This window comes from Mesobacillus maritimus (assembly GCF_044803185.1).
In the GTDB taxonomy this organism is placed as follows: Bacteria; Bacillota; Bacilli; order Bacillales; family Cytobacillaceae; genus Mesobacillus_B; species Mesobacillus_B maritimus_B.
Window position 1 is genome coordinate 878,987 of the sequence record NZ_CP085225.1, and the last position, 16,232, is coordinate 895,218.

18 protein-coding genes are annotated in these 16,232 nt (G+C 38.6%); 12 read left to right on the plus strand and 6 right to left on the minus strand.

Annotation, left to right across the window (positions count from 1 at the left end; all coding sequences use genetic code 11):
* Nucleotides 1–143 precede the first annotated feature (143 nt).
* Nucleotides 144–803: a DUF3993 domain-containing protein gene (locus tag LG336_RS04300; RefSeq protein WP_404331327.1), complete on the plus strand. Its 660-nt coding sequence runs from the start codon at nt 144–146 to the stop codon at nt 801–803.
* A 342-nt stretch (nt 804–1,145) separates the two neighbouring features.
* Here the strand turns inward: LG336_RS04300 and LG336_RS04305 are convergent, their stop codons facing one another.
* Entirely contained in the window at nt 1,146–1,385 is a 240-nt protein-coding gene (locus LG336_RS04305) for a glutaredoxin family protein (protein ID WP_404331328.1), read from the minus strand.
* Between the two features lie 15 nt (nt 1,386–1,400).
* The gene (locus tag LG336_RS04310) at nt 1,401–2,354 is read right to left on the minus strand and encodes an MBL fold metallo-hydrolase (protein WP_404331329.1); all 954 of its coding nucleotides are present in this window, start codon (nt 2,352–2,354) and stop codon (nt 1,401–1,403) included.
* A 181-nt stretch (nt 2,355–2,535) separates the two neighbouring features.
* On the opposite strand from LG336_RS04310, the gene LG336_RS04315 reads away from it, so the two are divergent.
* The 9 genes from LG336_RS04315 (at nt 2,536) to LG336_RS04355 (ending at nt 10,218) form a co-directional block, all read left to right on the plus strand.
* Complete coding sequence (locus LG336_RS04315) at nt 2,536–2,772, plus strand: YkuJ family protein (protein WP_090747719.1); 237 nt, start codon at nt 2,536–2,538, stop codon at nt 2,770–2,772.
* 173 nt (nt 2,773–2,945) lie between these two features.
* On the plus strand, nt 2,946–3,374 hold the full coding sequence (gene cbpB / locus LG336_RS04320) for a cyclic-di-AMP-binding protein CbpB (RefSeq protein ID WP_404331330.1): 429 nt from the start codon (nt 2,946–2,948) through the stop codon (nt 3,372–3,374).
* A 61-nt stretch (nt 3,375–3,435) separates the two neighbouring features.
* The gene (locus LG336_RS04325) at nt 3,436–4,938 is read left to right on the plus strand and encodes an MDR family MFS transporter (RefSeq protein ID WP_404331331.1); all 1,503 of its coding nucleotides are present in this window, start codon (nt 3,436–3,438) and stop codon (nt 4,936–4,938) included.
* 60 nt (nt 4,939–4,998) lie between these two features.
* Nucleotides 4,999–5,883, plus strand: a complete 885-nt coding sequence (locus tag LG336_RS04330; RefSeq protein ID WP_404331332.1) for a LysR family transcriptional regulator — start codon at nt 4,999–5,001, stop codon at nt 5,881–5,883.
* A 79-nt stretch (nt 5,884–5,962) separates the two neighbouring features.
* Nucleotides 5,963–6,673 carry a 2,3,4,5-tetrahydropyridine-2,6-dicarboxylate N-acetyltransferase gene (gene dapD, locus LG336_RS04335; protein ID WP_404331333.1) on the plus strand — a complete coding sequence of 237 codons (711 nt, stop codon included), beginning with the start codon at nt 5,963–5,965 and terminating at the stop codon, nt 6,671–6,673.
* Between the two features lie 64 nt (nt 6,674–6,737).
* Nucleotides 6,738–7,859: an N-acetyldiaminopimelate deacetylase gene (locus tag LG336_RS04340; RefSeq protein WP_404331334.1), complete on the plus strand. Its 1,122-nt coding sequence runs from the start codon at nt 6,738–6,740 to the stop codon at nt 7,857–7,859.
* 43 nt (nt 7,860–7,902) lie between these two features.
* A complete protein-coding gene (locus LG336_RS04345; protein WP_404331335.1) occupies nt 7,903–8,361 on the plus strand; it encodes a TlpA family protein disulfide reductase in 459 nt (152 codons plus the stop codon).
* 148 nt (nt 8,362–8,509) lie between these two features.
* Nucleotides 8,510–9,466: a DUF4349 domain-containing protein gene (locus tag LG336_RS04350; protein WP_404331336.1), complete on the plus strand. Its 957-nt coding sequence runs from the start codon at nt 8,510–8,512 to the stop codon at nt 9,464–9,466.
* Nucleotides 9,467–9,561: 95 nt separating this feature from the next.
* Entirely contained in the window at nt 9,562–10,218 is a 657-nt protein-coding gene (locus LG336_RS04355; protein WP_404331337.1) for a potassium channel family protein, read from the plus strand.
* 335 nt (nt 10,219–10,553) lie between these two features.
* Here the strand turns inward: LG336_RS04355 and rnjA are convergent, their stop codons facing one another.
* Together rnjA and LG336_RS04365 are read right to left on the minus strand one after the other, a co-directional pair.
* Entirely contained in the window at nt 10,554–12,221 is a 1,668-nt protein-coding gene (gene rnjA / locus LG336_RS04360) for a ribonuclease J1 (protein ID WP_404331338.1), read from the minus strand.
* A gap of 3 nt (nt 12,222–12,224) precedes the next feature.
* On the minus strand, nt 12,225–12,437 hold the full coding sequence (locus tag LG336_RS04365) for a DNA-dependent RNA polymerase subunit epsilon (protein WP_404331339.1): 213 nt from the start codon (nt 12,435–12,437) through the stop codon (nt 12,225–12,227).
* A 546-nt stretch (nt 12,438–12,983) separates the two neighbouring features.
* On the opposite strand from LG336_RS04365, the gene LG336_RS04370 reads away from it, so the two are divergent.
* Nucleotides 12,984–13,757 (plus strand): Cof-type HAD-IIB family hydrolase, encoded by a 774-nt coding sequence (locus LG336_RS04370; protein WP_404333092.1) that lies wholly within the window; start codon nt 12,984–12,986, stop codon nt 13,755–13,757.
* 59 nt (nt 13,758–13,816) lie between these two features.
* Here LG336_RS04370 and def read toward each other — a convergent pair whose 3' ends face one another.
* Entirely contained in the window at nt 13,817–14,371 is a 555-nt protein-coding gene (def, locus tag LG336_RS04375; protein WP_404331340.1) for a peptide deformylase, read from the minus strand.
* Nucleotides 14,372–14,812: 441 nt separating this feature from the next.
* Nucleotides 14,813–14,932, minus strand: a complete 120-nt coding sequence (locus LG336_RS04380) for a YjcZ family sporulation protein (protein WP_404331341.1) — start codon at nt 14,930–14,932, stop codon at nt 14,813–14,815.
* A gap of 274 nt (nt 14,933–15,206) precedes the next feature.
* On the opposite strand from LG336_RS04380, the gene LG336_RS04385 reads away from it, so the two are divergent.
* Entirely contained in the window at nt 15,207–15,800 is a 594-nt protein-coding gene (locus LG336_RS04385) for a YkyA family protein (RefSeq protein ID WP_404331342.1), read from the plus strand.
* Nucleotides 15,801–16,232: the final 432 nt, after the last annotated feature.

Below are 16,232 nucleotides of genomic sequence, written 5' to 3' on the forward strand. Positions count from 1 at the left end.
AAAGAATATCACAATGTAAAGTTTTACTGTTTTTTAGTCATAAAGTGTCAAAACATGAAGGTATTTTACGAACGATTTTAGTTAAAACTACCTCGTCCTATTGATAGAATTGTAATTATTCATGGGGATCAGGGGGGACAAGAATGGACAAGCGATTAAAAATTTTTGTTTTTTGTATAATAAGCTTAATCATCGTATTGCCTCTACAAGTGAACTCAGAAAAAGGGTTGCAGATTGAAGGTACAAATGAAAACAAAATACAGGATGAAGACACAAAAGAAAAAGAAGTGCAGGATGTAGGAACGGATGAAACTGCAACTAAAAATACCGCTGCAGAAAAAAAACAACCTGAAGGTTCCATTCAAGACGAACGAGAAATGTTTGATTTCTTAAAGTCCGCCTTTACGGCTCAAGTATCTTTAAGTGAGAAAGGAAGAAGTCTAAAAGAAGTTGAGCGAATCCTTGAACCATATTTTAGTGAGTCCTTTATTCACCTTTTTATAAAAGAAAATATTTCGGTAGAAAGTGGACAGTATTTAACATACGGTTCAGACTTTGCTCCTCATTATATACCGTTTTATACTTATTCAAATAAAACTAAAATTGTAAATCATAATGGCTCGATTTTTGTGGTCGAATTTTTCCCTACCGTTACGGAAGGCCCAGTCACTTACGAGGGACATTATCAAGCAGTAGAAATGGAAAGGACGGAGAAGGGATTACAGGTAATAAAAATTTGGTATGAAAATATTCCTGAAGCGGTTTTGAATTTGAAGGATGATAGAACAAGTACATATTTTTAATTGAATAACTAGCGAAAGTAAAATAAGGGGAGATTTTCCGGTTAATTGCAGAGTGGAGCTCGTTTAGGGGGATATAAGGGGAGATTTTCCAGTTATTCAAATAAAAATCCCCCTTTTTCACGTTTTTCGAGTTAATAGCGGGAATTTCTCCCCTTATTTAAGCTAATTTCAATGATATTTGCTAAATAAGCGGAATTATTCCCTCTATTCTTGTTAAGTGGCACAGAATGCAATAGGAATAACGAAAAAAGCAGGGCAAACCAATTTGGATGTCCTGCTTTTTTGCCTTTTGCAGCTCAAAAGAGAACCCATTATTGTTCATACAGGGACTCCTCTTTGAATTTAATCTCCAATCTTAAGTGCTTTTGATAATCCCTCTAAATCAAACCCGATGATGACTTCATCATTAACAACGACAGTGGGGGTGGAGAATGCTCCATAGACTTTGGTTAGCTCATCTCTAGCCTTCTGATCTTGCGTAATGTTTTTTTCTACGTATTCTATTTGCTTATCGTTAAGAAACATTTTAACGATTTTACAGGGAGGGCAGTCGTTCTGAGTATAGATTGTTGGTTTAGACATAAGGTGGTACCTCCGTTATGAACTTTTCTTTGTTAAATAATCTATTAGTCCCATTGAGCTTACTTCAAGGTCAAGGGCCAGAATCTCAAGGATGGGGTCATCTTCTTTGATTCCTCTTTCCAGTAGGTTCGTTTTTAGCCTTTGAAATAAACGCTTTGAAGTCAGCCTCGTACGGGACTCAAAATCATCGGTTTCGTTAAATGCACTTTGCGCTTCGGTGATGAAAACAGGAAGCCAGCCTTCCACCTGTTTAAAAGTCTCAGATGGGTTTTCCGTCATCCCAAAGTGACCAAAAAAGAGTCGTTCAGCCTTTAATTCTTTATATATGTTTATAGATTGCAACATTTTATCAGGGTCAAATTGGTTTGGTGAAGTGGAAGGGATGTAAAACTCGATTCCTTTCCGTTTCAGTTGCGGATAATATATACCTGCTGTATCTCCGATGAATACCCCGGCTACACCAGGATGGTAAATACTAAAATGGTGATTGGCGTGGCCTGGCGAATCGTAAAATGTAAGTAAACAATTCTCACCAATCTCTAAAGTTTCTTGAGCACTTTTAATTATGATACGGCCTTCGTCAATAGGTAGAATCGGGTCGAATAATGAGTTGAATTTCTCACGATAAACAGCTTTTGCGCTAGCGATTAGTTTTGAAGGATCTGCAAGGTGACGTGCGCCCTTTGGATGAACGACGACCTTAGCATTTGGGCAATACTCAAGAAGTAGTCCTGCTCCTCCTGAATGATCTAAGTGAATGTGGGTGACAATTACATATTTTACTTCTTCGGGTGCGATTCCTAGATTCTTTAGTCCTTCGAGGATATATGGAATCGATGGGCTAGCGGAGGTCTCAATAAGGGTAACATCACGTTCTTTTAGGACATAAGCGCCTGTGCGCTCTTCCACACCTAAGTCATGACCATCAATTAGGTAAATGTTTTCGGTTAATCGTAATGGTTTTTTCAACAAATTTCGCCCCTTCCGTACCTTTTGCTTGTACAATGCATGTCATTATTTTATTCTGTTAATATTGGCATGTAAAGGAATAGGACTGGAATTTTCAGAATTTATTTCAGATGGATAGAATCATGTCTATGGTGAAACCTAGTTATAAATGAATTGTTTTTGCTGAAAGGAGAGGAAATGAATGTCACAGCTTCAAGGTATTATTACAAGGTTAAAAAACTTACAAGAACAAGCGGCTAATGGTGAGCCTGCCCAACGTTTTTTTGAGGTGAACGGCGAGCGCAAATGCCAGGTTACATATCATCCAAAAACGGAAACGTATGAGCTAGAGGTTTACAATGAAAAAGAGAAACCAAAGAAATATCAGTTTGATAATATTGATATGATTACAATTGAAATATTTGATCTAATTCAATAACAAAAAGGACCTCTAAGGGGTCCTTTTTTTGTGTCATTTTGTCTAAAACTCTACCTTCGATTTATAAATATCGTTAGGTTTCTCTGCATGATAAAATAATTGTATAAAAGCATGATAAGAAAAATTATGTTAAAATGTAGAGGATAGAAATCGAAGGCAGGGAGTTTTCGAGAATGTTTAGTTTGCGAAGCGGAGGACTTTTCCAAGTGTACATAAAAGATCTAATAATTCCTTCTGAAAGGGTAGCACATGTACAGGTTGGGAACAGCCTCGAACATGCATTGCTTGTTTTAACGAGGAGTGGATACACGGCCATTCCTGTACTAGACCCTCAATATCGTCTACACGGGTTGATTAGTACGCCAATTATTATGGATTCAATTTTAGGGCTAGAAAGAATAGAATTTGAATTACTCGAACAAAAAAAAGTTGAGGAGATTATGAACAAAAGGATTCCTAGAGTCAATATTGATGAGACTCTTCAAACGACCTTGAGTTACCTCGTTGACTATCCTTTTCTTTGTGTTGAAGATAAAAATGGATACTTTGAAGGGATTTTAACCAGAAGAGCTGTTCTGAAACAACTAGATGAAGCCCAATAGATCAATATGAAAACCCCCGACTATGATACGGGGGTTTCCGTTTTCAAAGGGGGATTTTTGTATGGGGAACGCTTCAAAGTCTCTCCAGCCTAAGGACCGTCGGGAGACGAAAAAAACATTAGTGTTAATTTCTGTTATGTTGGCGACCTTTATGGGAGCGATTGAGGCGACAATTGTTTCTACAGCAATGCCGGAAATTGTAGGGGACCTCGGTGGCTTCTCCATGTATAGTTGGGTATTTTCTGCCTACCTCTTGATGAATGCAGTTACAGTCCTGATTTACGGTAAGTTAGCGGACCTATTTGGAAGAAAGCCAATCCTTATCTTCGGTATTAGCATCTTCCTCATAGGCTCTATCTTATGCGGGTTGGCCACTTCGATGGAGCTGTTAATTGCCTATCGATTGATTCAGGGGTTTGGTGCAGGAGCTGTTACACCTGTTGCTACAACGATTATAGGGGATATCTACACGAAGGAAGAAAGAGCAAAAATTCAAGGCTATTTATCAAGTGTGTGGGGAATATCCGCTGTTTCGGGGCCAGCAATTGGCGGTTTACTTGTTGAGTATGTTAGCTGGAGGTATGTTTTCTGGATTAACCTTCCGCTCGGGATTCTAGCCATAATGGGCATAATGACCTTTTTACATGAAAAAATTGAAAAGAAAAAACATGAGATTGACTATAAAGGTGCCATATTATTAACGATTGCGGTTAGTTCGCTAATGATTCTTTTGGTAGAGGGCGGAGTGAACATTGCCTGGACATCTTCTTTAGCTATTGGCCTTGTACTCACTAGCCTACTTTCTTTCGGCATGTTTATTTATGTCGAGAACAAAGCGGTTGAACCAATGATGCCCTTTTCGGTTTGGAGAGAGAAGTCCATCCTTATTGCGAATCTCACATCGCTTACTACCGGGATCATCTTAATTGGAATCTCTAGTTTCTTGCCTGCTTTTGTTCAAGGTGTGATGGAAAGACCACCAATTGTTGCCGGATTTACGCTAACAGCAATGTCGATAGGGTGGCCAATTGCAAGTACGTTATCTGGAAAGCTACTCTTAACAATCGGGTTTCGCACGACTTCATTAATCGGTGGTGGGGCTTTGATTCTCGGAAGTATCCTATTTGCGACGCTTTCTCCAGAAGCCGGCCCCTTATGGGCTGCGATAGGGTCTTTTGTGATTGGAATAGGGATGGGCCTAACAACTACAGCGTTTATCGTTTCAATTCAGAGTACTGTCTCTTGGGCGCAAAGAGGCGTTGCAACTGCGAGTAATTCGTTTATGAGAAATCTTGGTAATACGATTGGAGCTGCCTTATTAGGAGGAGTGTTAAATAGCACAATAAAGGCAAATTTAACAGGGCATAGCGAGCTTGGAAATAACCTATCACTTGACTCGCTCAATATTCTTTTAAGCGAGACGGAACGTAGCCAATTGTCTCATAATATGAAGTTGCTTCTTCAAGGGACATTGACTGAATCGTTGCATACTGTGTATCTAGTTGTCCTTTTTTTTGCTGTTATAAGTATGGCGCTCGTTGCTATGTTGCCAAAAAAAGGCTAGGTTTATTTTATAGAATTAATTTATCAATAAAGTTATAAGTAAAGAAAGGGAGAGGCGTTCATGTCTTCTTTGTCAGAAGTCCATCTACTTTCAATCCTTGCTCAGGAGATGAATATGAGAAAGGCTGCCGAGCGCCTATTCGTTTCACAACCGGCCTTATCACAGCGATTGCAAACGATAGAAAAAGAGTGGGGAACAAAATTATTTATTCGATCACAAAAAGGTCTTTCCTTAACACCAGCGGGTGAGTTGGTCATTCAGTTTGCTAATGAGATGTTGGTAAAGGAAGAAAAGGTTCGCGAGACTATTTCAGCCCTAGATTCAGAGGTTTATGGGACGCTTAAAATTGCGGTAGCCTCCATTGTAGGGCAAAATTGGCTTCCGCAGGTTCTGAAAAAATTTGTTCAAAAGCATCCACAAGCCAAAATTTCCTTGGTGACAGGGTGGAGTAGTGAAATATCTAAATCGCTTTATGAAGACCAAGCACATATCGGTATTGTTAGAGGTACACCCGATTGGAAGGGTGTGAAAATGCATTTGTTTGAGGATGGTTTATATCTTGTAGATACCGTCATTTCTCGATCAGAACAAGTGCTAGAAACCGATCGGCCTTTCATACAATTTAAAAGTGATTCTAATTACTATCAAGAAATACAGGACTGGTGGATGCGTAACTATCAAACAGCTCCTAAACGGACAATTATCGTTGACCAGATTGAAACCTGTAAGCAGATGACCATTAATGGAATTGGGTACGCCATACTGCCAGAGATCACCCTAAATGGCGTTGGTGAAACCATTTTTAAAATCCCTCTACTTGATGAGTCAGGGACACCACTTAAAAGGGATACGTGGTTAATAGGATATGAATCTGCTTTTCAGCTCAAACAGGTTAAAGCCTTTATTGAAGTCATAAAGGAGAATATTGATAATTTTAAATTATAATGGTCTATTTCTTGTTTTAACTACCTTTGTTTGGTAAAGTAATTTACAGTGAAAAATACATATTGTTGGAGGGGATAACATGAAAATGATGGATGCAAATGAAATTATTTCTTTTATTCAAAATAGTAAAAAATCTACACCTGTTAAGGTTTATCTGAAAGGTGACCTAGAGGGATTAGACTTTGGGACAAGCTCTAAAACATTTATAACTGGAAATACAGGGGTAGTTTTTGGAGAATGGTCTGAAATACAAGCAGTAATTGAAGCAAATGAAGGAAAAGTTGAAGATTATGTGGTTGAAAATGATCGCAGAAATTCAGCTATTCCATTATTAGATATGAAGAATATTAAGGCACGCATCGAGCCAGGTGCAATCATCCGCGACCAAGTAGAAATTGGTGACAACGCAGTTATCATGATGGGGGCATCCATTAATATTGGGGCTGTTATCGGAGAAGGCACGATGATTGATATGAATGTAGTCCTTGGTGGTCGTGCAACTGTAGGAAAGAACTGTCATATTGGTGCAGGAACAGTTTTGGCTGGGGTAATCGAGCCACCGTCTGCGAAGCCAGTTATCGTAGAGGACGAGGTTGTTATCGGTGCAAACGCCGTTGTTCTTGAGGGAGTAACGGTCGGAAAAGGAGCGGTTGTAGCTGCAGGTGCAATCGTAATTGACGATGTTCCGCCATATACTGTTGTGGCAGGAACGCCAGCACGTGTAATCAAAGAAATTGATGAAAAGACAAAATCTAAGACTGAAATCAAGCAAGAGCTTAGACAATTATAGTACCTTTAGCAAAGCGTGGATAACCTCCGCGCTTTCTTGCTATTTTATAAGGGGGATTATAACCATGGAAACATTTATACAAGTCAGAAGGGATCTCCATAAAATCCCGGAGCTTGGCTTCCAAGAATTCAAAACACAAAAGTTTTTGCTAGATTATCTAAAGAATTTGCCTCAAAATAATCTTGAAATTAGAACCTGGAAGACAGGAATTTTTGTAAAAATCAAGGGACAAGCCCCACGTAAAACAATTGGCTATCGTGCGGATATGGACGGATTACCCATAACGGAAGAGACGGGTTATGAATTTAAATCAGAGCATGTGGGCCAAATGCATGCCTGTGGGCATGATTTTCATATGAGCATTGCTCTAGGTTTAATTACGCATTTTACCCAACACCCTGTAATAGATGACCTTGTTTTTATGTTTCAGCCTGCTGAAGAAGGTCCAGGTGGTGCGGAACCAATGCTACGTACCGATATAATGGATGAATGGAAACCTGATCTCGTTTTAGCTTTACATATTGCTCCTGAGTACCCAGTAGGTTCCGTCGCAACGAAAGAAGGTTTATTGTTTGCGAATACCTCTGAACTATATATAGACTTAAAGGGGAAAGGTGGCCATGCCGCTTATCCTCATCTAACAAATGATATGATTGTAGCTGCTTGCAGCCTCGTTACACAGCTACAAACGATTGTTGCAAGGAATGTTGACCCTCTTGATAGTGCCGTTGTAACCGTAGGGAAGATTACAGGAGGAACTGTGCAGAATATTATCGCGGAGAATGCGAGGATAGAGGGCACAATCCGGACACTTTCCCCAGAGTCTATGGCGAAAGTAAAAAAACGGCTTGAATCAATCGTTAATGGAATTGAAGTTGGCTATGAATGTAAAGCCAAAATTGATTATGGGGCGATGTACCATCAAGTGTTCAATGAACCCAATCTAACAAAGGAATTTATGCAGTTTGTTGCCAATCTAGACGGAATCAATTTAGTCGAATGTAAAGAGGCAATGACCGGTGAAGACTTTGGCTACATGTTAAAAGAAATCCCTGGGTTAATGTTTTGGCTGGGAGTCGGTTCGGAATATGGTCTACATCATTCGAAGCTGACCCCTGATGAGCGTGCAATTGAAACAGCTATATCTCTACTGACAAGATATATTGAATATAAGGGGAAGGAATAACTTTAAAATTTCTTCTTAGGATTATTTTGATGAGGTGTACAAAATGAAATTGCGTGAGCCAATTCCAGAACTATCACAAGCCAAAGAGTGGCTTAATGGTGAAGTATCGAGAGAGGACCTTGTTGGGGAAATTCCGACTCTAATTCATTTTTGGTCTATTAGCTGTCACCTATGTAAAAAAGCATTTCCACAGGTAAATGAATTCCGGGATAAGTATAAAGGTAGGCTAAATGTCATTGGAGTTCATATGCCAAGATCTGAAGAGGACCTTAACCTTGAAGAAATTAAAAGTGTAGCAGCTGATTATGATATGACTCAGCCAATTTATGTTGATGATCATGACCATCCCCTTGCGAATCGCTTTGAAAATCAATATGTACCTTCTTATTATTTATTTGATAGAGAAGGTAACCTTCGTCATTTTCAAATCGGTGGCAGTGGAATGAACATGCTTGAGAAGCGGGTAATTCGGTTATTAAATGAATTGGAGAAAACAGTGTAACCAAAAGTAGCCTGACATATAGGAAGACACGACCTACTCAATTAAGGTCGTGTTTTTTTATATATAGACGACCACCGGTAGCTATCATAAGTAACTTTTCCATGTATTTCCCCGTCCAATTAATTAAATAGAAAAGGGGTGTCTGTTAATGAGAACAAAGGGAATGTTATTTCTGATATTTACTATCTCGTGTCTGGTGCTATTTAGCTGTAGTGGGCAAGAGGAGTCAAAAGATAGCTCAGCAGGAGATGCTAACTCTGAGATGGCTTTAGATCAGGCTGTTGAAAATACAGAAGCCTCATTTGGTTTTACAGAAAATAAAACTTCTATGGATGGGGTAGGAGAAGAACTAAATCAAGATCGTACTAAACAGGGTATGGATTCTGAAACCTCTCTTCCCACCTCTGAGCGAATGGTTATTTATAATGCTGACATTCAGTTAAAGGTTAAAAACTATGAAAAAACACAGAAAGAACTTGAGCGTAAAGCAACTGCATATGGAGGGTATCTTGTTGAGTCAACTACAAATAGGTACGGTGATGAACAATTAAGTGGAATGATGGTTTTTAGGATTCCACAAGAACATTTCTCTTCCTTTATACAGAATGCGGAGAACGCAGCTGCAGAAGTAACCAACCGGCATGTAACAGGGCAGGATATTACAGAGGAATTTGTTGATTTAGAATCGAGACTTAGGTCAAAAAAAGCTGTTGAAACAAGACTTCTTAGCTTCTTAGAATCAGCAGAGAAAACAGAGGATTTATTAAAAATTTCTTCAGACTTATCCAAAGTTCAAGAGGAGATTGAGCAGTTAACTGGAAGAATGAACTATTTGCAAAACCAAACTTCCCTCTCAACAGTCACCATTACTTTAGAAGAAACGAATGTGCTTGTTCCTGATATAGATAATAAAGAATTAAATACATGGCAGAAGGTTAAAAAGCAACTAGTGGTAAATATAAATTGGCTCTTATCCGTTCTTTCAGGCACAATCGTGCTGATTGCTGGTAATTTACCTATTATTATTGTCATGGCTTTGGTGGTCGGACCAACTGTTTATGTTTTGAAAAAACGGAAAAACAGACACAGTGAGGAAAAAAAGTAATCAAGTAATGGAATTTTAATATGGAAAATCCAGTTCGTGCTTAGGGATTATGCTAAAATAGGATTGAAAAATGGCAAAGTTTTAGGGGGAGCATAATGAAAAAAGAATTCGCTGTTATCGGTCTTGGGCGGTTTGGTGGTAGCATTTGTGAAGAACTTGCGGAGATAGGGATGCCAGTGCTAGCCATTGACCATAAGGAGGACCGCGTGAATAAATTTGCTGCCATCGCTTCTCATGCTGTATGTGCAGATACAACAGAAGAAAGGGTACTAAAAGAACTAGGAATCCGGAACTTTGATCATGTCATTGTGGCGATAGGCGATGACATTCAAGCAAGCATATTGACTACCCTTATCTTAAAAGAGCTTGGTGTAAACAAAATTACTGTGAAAGCTCAAAATGATTATCACGAAAAGGTTTTGATGAAAATAGGGGCAGACGTGATCGTTCACCCCGAACGAGATATGGGCAGAAGGATTGCTCATAATATGGTCTCCAATAATGTTCTAGACTATCTAGAGCTATCAGATGAACATAGTATTGCTGAGATTGTTGCAAGTAATAAGCTCGGAGGTCATTCGATCATAGATTTGAATATAAGAGCTAAATACGGCATTAACATTGTTGCGATTAAAAGAGGCAACGACATCTTGGTATCTCCACAAGCCAATGAAATCATACAAAATGGTGATATCCTCATTATTATTGGAGCAGATGCTGATATTAATCGCTTTGAGAAAAAAGCCTTATAGAGGTAGTGGATATTAGCCAAATGAGTTCCGACATAAATATGGATCATCTATCTTGCGATTAAATAAAGGCTGTTTTCGTAAAGATTGTTGTTAAAATTGTAAAAATCTTAAAGCCAATTTTTACTACCTAAAGCCGATTTTAACGCAAGATAAGCTATTTGGTACGTGATAAGAAGTTTGCGCGCTCTTTTCTCATTATATTTAAAGGGTACTTTGTAGTGAAACAAAATTCAATCTAACCGAATTTGTATCCGAGAGCAACAAAGTTTGAGAAAAGAGCCTAATAAAAGAACCTGCTGAGTTTTCAGCAGGTTCTTTTTAAGTAGCTCGTAAATTTAAACTTCCATAATGATAGGTAAAATCATTGGACGACGCTTTGTTTTTTCGTATAGGAATGGAGCAAGGGTATCAGTAATTTCATTTTTGATTTCAGACCACTGGGTTGTCTTGCGATCCATTACCTTGTTTAAATGTTTAGAAATAAGGTTTTGAGCATCGTTAATCAAGTCTCCAGATTCCCTCATATAAACGAATCCACGAGATATTAAATCTGGACCAGCAGAGATTTTGAATTCCTTCATATTAATGCTGACAACAACCACTACGAGACCTTCCTCAGAAAGGATTCGTCTATCTCGAAGAACGATATTCCCAATATCACCAATTCCACTACCATCAATATAGACTGACCCTGATGGGATTTTCCCTGCAACCTGTGCTTCGCTATCACTTAAAGCAAGAACATCTCCGTTATCCATGATGAAGCAATTTTCCTCTGGAACGCCACAATCAACAGCGAGTTTCGCATGGACCTTTTGCATTCTGTATTCACCGTGAATTGGCATGAAAAACTTTGGCTTAATGAGCCTTAGCATGAGCTTTTGTTCTTCTTGTCCTCCGTGACCGGAAGTATGAATGTCGCTTAGTTTTCCGTGGATAACTTCTGCCCCAGCACGAGAAAGCATGTTTATCGTTCTGTTGACGCTAAGTGTATTTCCAGGAATTGGCGAAGAAGAGAATACTACTGTATCGCCAGGGATAATTTGAATTTGTCGATGAGTACCGTTTGCAATTCTTGACAAAGCAGCCATTGGCTCACCTTGACTACCAGTACAAAGAATCGTTACCTGGTTAGCTGGCAGTCGGTTAATCTGCTGCGGCTCAATAAAGGTATCCTTAGGGGCGCGAATATAGCCTAGGTCCTGTCCAATAGAAATTGCTGATTCCATGCTTCGTCCAAAAACTGCGATTTTCCGTCCATTTGCTACGGCAGCTTCTGTTACCTGTTGTAGACGGTGAATGTTTGAAGCGAAGGTAGCGAAGATAACTCGTCCTTCAACTTTCCGGAAAATATCATGGATGCTATCGCCAACCCGTCTTTCTGACATGGTGAAATCGGGAACTTCTGCGTTTGTACTATCAGAAAGAAGACATAAAACCCCTTCTTTACCAATCTCGGCCATTTTTGTTAAATTTGCTGGTTCTCCGACAGGGGTAAAGTCAAACTTAAAATCTCCAGTATGTACCACTTGTCCTGGAGGGGTCTTGACAACGATACCATAAGAATCAGGAATACTATGAGTCGTTCTAAAGAAGGTTACAGATGTCTTACGGAATTTAATAATGTCATCTTCTTTAATCTCGTGAAGCTTCGTTTGGCGTAATAACCCATGCTCTTCTAACTTATTCCGTAACAGACCGAGAGCAAGCTTACCACCATAAATAGGAACATTTATTTGTTTTAATAGATAGGGGATTCCGCCAATATGGTCTTCGTGTCCGTGAGTTACAAAGAGCCCTTTAATTTTATCCTCATTTTTCACGAGATAGGCATAGTCAGGGATAACATAATCTATACCAAGTAGTTCATCTTCAGGGAATTTTATACCGGCATCAATTAGGATAATTTCGTCTTGAAACTGGACGGCATACGTGTTCTTCCCTATTTCGCCCAGTCCTCCCAGGGCGAAAACAGCTGTTTGATCATTTTTAACAAATTTCATAAATTACTCAATCTCCAATACTTCAAAATATTCTTTCTGGCGCTCATATTCAAGATACTGCCCCTCGACCATATGGATACGTTCAATATTAAAAGGGCGATCAGAAAGTTTGGTACGCACGTCTCTCTCGGAATTTGCCTCTAAATATAATGTTTGAGTATTTTCTCTAACAGGCACTTCCGTAGTTTTCTCTTGGTAATATACTTTAAAAATCATTAAACTCTCTCTCCTTAATCAACATAACTTTTTTTATTATATAAAAAATTTGCATTTTTTTCATTGTTTTCATGAACGAATAAAGGTGTAAGTATATAAAATACCGTTTTTTTCCGCTTTTACCAATGTACAATAAGCAAGGAGCCCTTCGCAAGTTTGAAGGGCCCAAAATTTAAGCGATTGTTTTTTTTCGAAGCATATCTTTCCACTGTCTTAAAAGCTTACGTCTTAGCTTCTTTAACATTGTGGATCATCTCCTTACCTCTATTTTACTCTATACTTGTCCAAAGGGAAAGCAGGCAGGAAAACTTTATCGCAGATTATCGGGCAATAATACCCCCACTGATGGAAGTTTCGATTTATCCCAGATTCCTGATAACCCCTTTTATATATTAGTATTATGTGTAAAGTTTCCAGATTTCTTCGTGGATAAATATGGGATTTCTTTAATTAGTAAATTGACATGAATATAGGAAAACGCTTAGTGTTAAGTCGTAGAAACATCTCTGCGTTTTAGAGGTGAAGATTAATGTATACGAGGGGTTAATTATGAGTAAAATTATTTTTTTTGATATTGATGGTACCTTATTAGATCATGATAAGAAACTGCCTGAATCCACAAAGTTAGCCATTAAAAATCTTCAAGACAAGGGAACGTATGTAGCGATTGCAACTGGACGCGCACCATTTATGTTCAAAAGCCTAAGAGAAGAATTAGGGATTAATACATTTGTTAGTTTTAATGGACAGTATGTTGTGTTTGAGGATGAAGTTATCTATCAAAATCCATTAGCTACGAATGAACTTGAAAGGCTTCTTGATTTTAGTGAGAAAAATGGGCACCCACTTGTCTTCATGAATAACCAAACCATGAAAGCGTCTGTACGACATCATGAACATATTGAAACAAGTTTGGGAAGCCTGTCATTTCCTCATCCTGAAGAAGATAAAGAGTTTTTTAAAAAACACCCTGTTTTTCAGACGCTTATATTTTGTGATGAAAATCAGGAGAAACACTACGTAGGGAATTATCCAGGATTTAAATTTGTTAGATGGCATCCTGTTTCAGCAGACATATTACCTGCAAACGGTTCTAAAGCCGTAGGGATACAGAAATTAATTAATATACTAGGATTTAATCTAGCGGATGTTTACGCATTTGGTGATGGTCTAAACGACATGGAGATGATTAAAACGGTGGGTACTGGTGTAGTGATGGGAAATGCCCCAGATGTTTTAAAACAGAATGCTGACTACATTACTGCCGATGTTGGAGAAGAGGGTATTTGGAAGGGGTTAAAGCATTTAGCACTTATTTAAACAAAACAACTTTGAGCCCCAACGAGTTTTAGTTAAGGCTCAAGAGTCGTTTTTCCTTTTTAATTAGAAATTGGACTCGCATCCTGAATTTCTGCAAATGGATCTTCTTTATTAATGTGGTCATAGAACATGATTCCGTTCAAATGGTCAATTTCATGTTGGAAGACAATGGCAGGTAGCCCTTTTAGGCGGAGCTTTACCTCATCGCCATCCACACTAGTGGCTTTAACCGTAATTCTTGCATATCTTGGGACAAACCCGGGAATTTGTTCGTCGACAGACAAACAGCCCTCTCCGGAAGGAAGGTAGGAGCGCTCGATGGAATGGCTAATAATTTTAGGATTAAAGAGCGCATAGCTATAAAGTTTTCCTTTGTCATCATGAACGTGAACCGCAATCATTCTTTTAGAGACATTGATTTGAGGGGCAGCAAGACCTATACCAGGTCGAAGCCCGAATTTTTCAGCGATTTCGGGGTTTTGGCTGTTTTTAACGAATTCTAACATTTTATTAAGAATTGCTTTATCTTCATCCGAAGCGGGCAGGGGAACCTCATCAGCTGGCTTGCGCAGTGAAGGGTGTCCGTCACGAACGATGTCATCCATTGTTAACATCTTCAGGGTCACCTCTAATTTCATTTTTAATTCTTTCTAAACATAGTCTATCAAAAGTATGTAGAAAAGTTAATTACAAACATGCTTTCATCGTCTTCAAAGATATCATTCAGAAAAGGAAGATGCCATTGCATCTTCCTTTCCTAAACAAAACTTTCGCATTTCTATTGTCTAACTGCGGCTCCTAGGGACTCGAGACATAAGCCACGCCCTGTAAGAAGGTAAAGAACACCTTCTTTCAGTGCGCGCCTTATGCTTGTCGTCCCTGTGCAGTCGCCTCCGCTTTTCTATTGTCCAGCTGCGGCGCCCTAGCGGCTAGTGTCCTTCACTCTCCGCCCTACGATAAGTCAACATCGAATCGCTAACGCTCTTCGTGTTTCCTTTTATCTCAGTTGGAGAGCTCCAGGCCATACGCCGCTGAACAGGGCGCCTCCGCTCTTCTTATTTCCAACAAGCGCAGCCTACGATGATTAGTAGGATAAACAGCACTACGATAAGTGCAAATCCACCACCATACCCATAGCCACCTTGAACAGGGTATCCGCATCCATATCCAAACATACAGGAAACCTCCTTTTAATCCCCTTTTGCCTAGGGAAGGTTACTATAATCTATGAAGGAAAGCAGTTTTTGTATAGGCGCAGGCCCATTTAAAAAAATGAAAACGAACTACTTTTGAATGTTATGAATAAATAGACCTAGGAGACATTGTAAAACATAGGAGAAATCGCTATAGTGAAATAGAAAGAAGTAAGGAGGTTATATTTTGTTAAGCTTACGAAATTCCCCCCTGGTTTTCATATTTTTCTTTGGGACTTTGGTGCTTTCAGGTTGTATGAATAGGCAAACACCTGCTGAAGATATGTTCGGTATATTAGAAGAGGTGGTACAAATCGAAAAAACCTTTGAAGCCCAACAGGAACCATTGGTTGAATTAGAGAAAAAAGAAAAGGAAATATATCAATCGATTATTGAATTGAACATGCAGGAATATGATGAAGTGGTTCGATTAGCGGATGAAGCTATTACAATTACTGAGAAGAGAAAAGAGCATATCGACAAAGAACGTGAGAGTATGCAAGAATCTAGTGCAGCATTTGAGGCAGTTCCAGACATTATTAATGAAATAGATGAATTAGAATTAAAAGAGCAGGCGACGGAGTTATATAATCTAATGCAAAATCGGTATAAAATACACGAAGAACTATACAACGCTTATTCTGATGGACTTGTAAATGACATCGAATTATATAATTTATTTAAAGACGAAGAACTTACTATTGATCAGTTAGGCGAACAAATTAAAATAGTGAATGCTGCCTATGAAAAGGTGATTGATTCAAACAACAAGTTCAATGAGGTAACAGAACAATATAATCAAAAAAAGTTAATGTTTTATGAAGCAGCAGGGTTGGAAATCCAAAATTAAGGAACGAATAAGTGATTGCCAAGCTATAGATTTGGTCATAATTAGAAACCGATTCCTTATGAGGAGTCGGTTTTTTATTTTTTCGGAAAAGTATCTAGAGCCGAACCTTCATGAACTAAAGGAATGTTATGGTACAGCATTTTTGTTTTTATAGTACAGATGGTGAAAAGTTTATTAACACCTTGATAGTAAAAAAAGTTTAGATAATGCTAAACATAGTATTTGACGTATTCTTTTTATCTGTTGTAAACTGGCTATTGTAAGAGTTGATTGTATCAATCGAGGGAAGTAAATTATTAATACAGTTTTGTGGTATAGTTTATAAAAAAAATTGTTTTTAGAACTGATGCTATGGGGAAACTACATAAAGGTGGTAATGATTGTTAAGTTGCGCAGCAGGGTTCTGTTCGCCCCAATCAACAGCCGTTTATT

Bases quoted from the DNA above. Each gene is read 5' to 3' on its own strand.
- rnjA (WP_404331338.1), bottom strand. From the start codon at position 12,221: ATGAAATTTGTTAAAAATGATCAAACAGCTGTTTTCGCCCTGGGAGGA.
- LG336_RS04385 (WP_404331342.1), top strand. From the start codon at position 15,207: ATGAATAGGCAAACACCTGCTGAAGATATGTTCGGTATATTAGAAGAG.
- LG336_RS04300 (WP_404331327.1), top strand. From the start codon at position 144: ATGGACAAGCGATTAAAAATTTTTGTTTTTTGTATAATAAGCTTAATC.
- LG336_RS04330 (WP_404331332.1), top strand. From the start codon at position 4,999: ATGTCTTCTTTGTCAGAAGTCCATCTACTTTCAATCCTTGCTCAGGAG.
- dapD (WP_404331333.1), top strand. From the start codon at position 5,963: ATGAAAATGATGGATGCAAATGAAATTATTTCTTTTATTCAAAATAGT.
- LG336_RS04315 (WP_090747719.1), top strand. From the start codon at position 2,536: ATGTCACAGCTTCAAGGTATTATTACAAGGTTAAAAAACTTACAAGAA.
- LG336_RS04380 (WP_404331341.1), bottom strand. From the start codon at position 14,932: ATGTTTGGATATGGATGCGGATACCCTGTTCAAGGTGGCTATGGGTAT.
- LG336_RS04355 (WP_404331337.1), top strand. From the start codon at position 9,562: ATGAAAAAAGAATTCGCTGTTATCGGTCTTGGGCGGTTTGGTGGTAGC.
- LG336_RS04365 (WP_404331339.1), bottom strand. From the start codon at position 12,437: ATGATTTTTAAAGTATATTACCAAGAGAAAACTACGGAAGTGCCTGTT.
- LG336_RS04325 (WP_404331331.1), top strand. From the start codon at position 3,436: ATGGGGAACGCTTCAAAGTCTCTCCAGCCTAAGGACCGTCGGGAGACG.
- LG336_RS04305 (WP_404331328.1), bottom strand. From the start codon at position 1,385: ATGTCTAAACCAACAATCTATACTCAGAACGACTGCCCTCCCTGTAAA.
- cbpB (WP_404331330.1), top strand. From the start codon at position 2,946: ATGTTTAGTTTGCGAAGCGGAGGACTTTTCCAAGTGTACATAAAAGAT.
- LG336_RS04350 (WP_404331336.1), top strand. From the start codon at position 8,510: ATGAGAACAAAGGGAATGTTATTTCTGATATTTACTATCTCGTGTCTG.
- LG336_RS04345 (WP_404331335.1), top strand. From the start codon at position 7,903: ATGAAATTGCGTGAGCCAATTCCAGAACTATCACAAGCCAAAGAGTGG.
- LG336_RS04340 (WP_404331334.1), top strand. From the start codon at position 6,738: ATGGAAACATTTATACAAGTCAGAAGGGATCTCCATAAAATCCCGGAG.
- def (WP_404331340.1), bottom strand. From the start codon at position 14,371: ATGTTAACAATGGATGACATCGTTCGTGACGGACACCCTTCACTGCGC.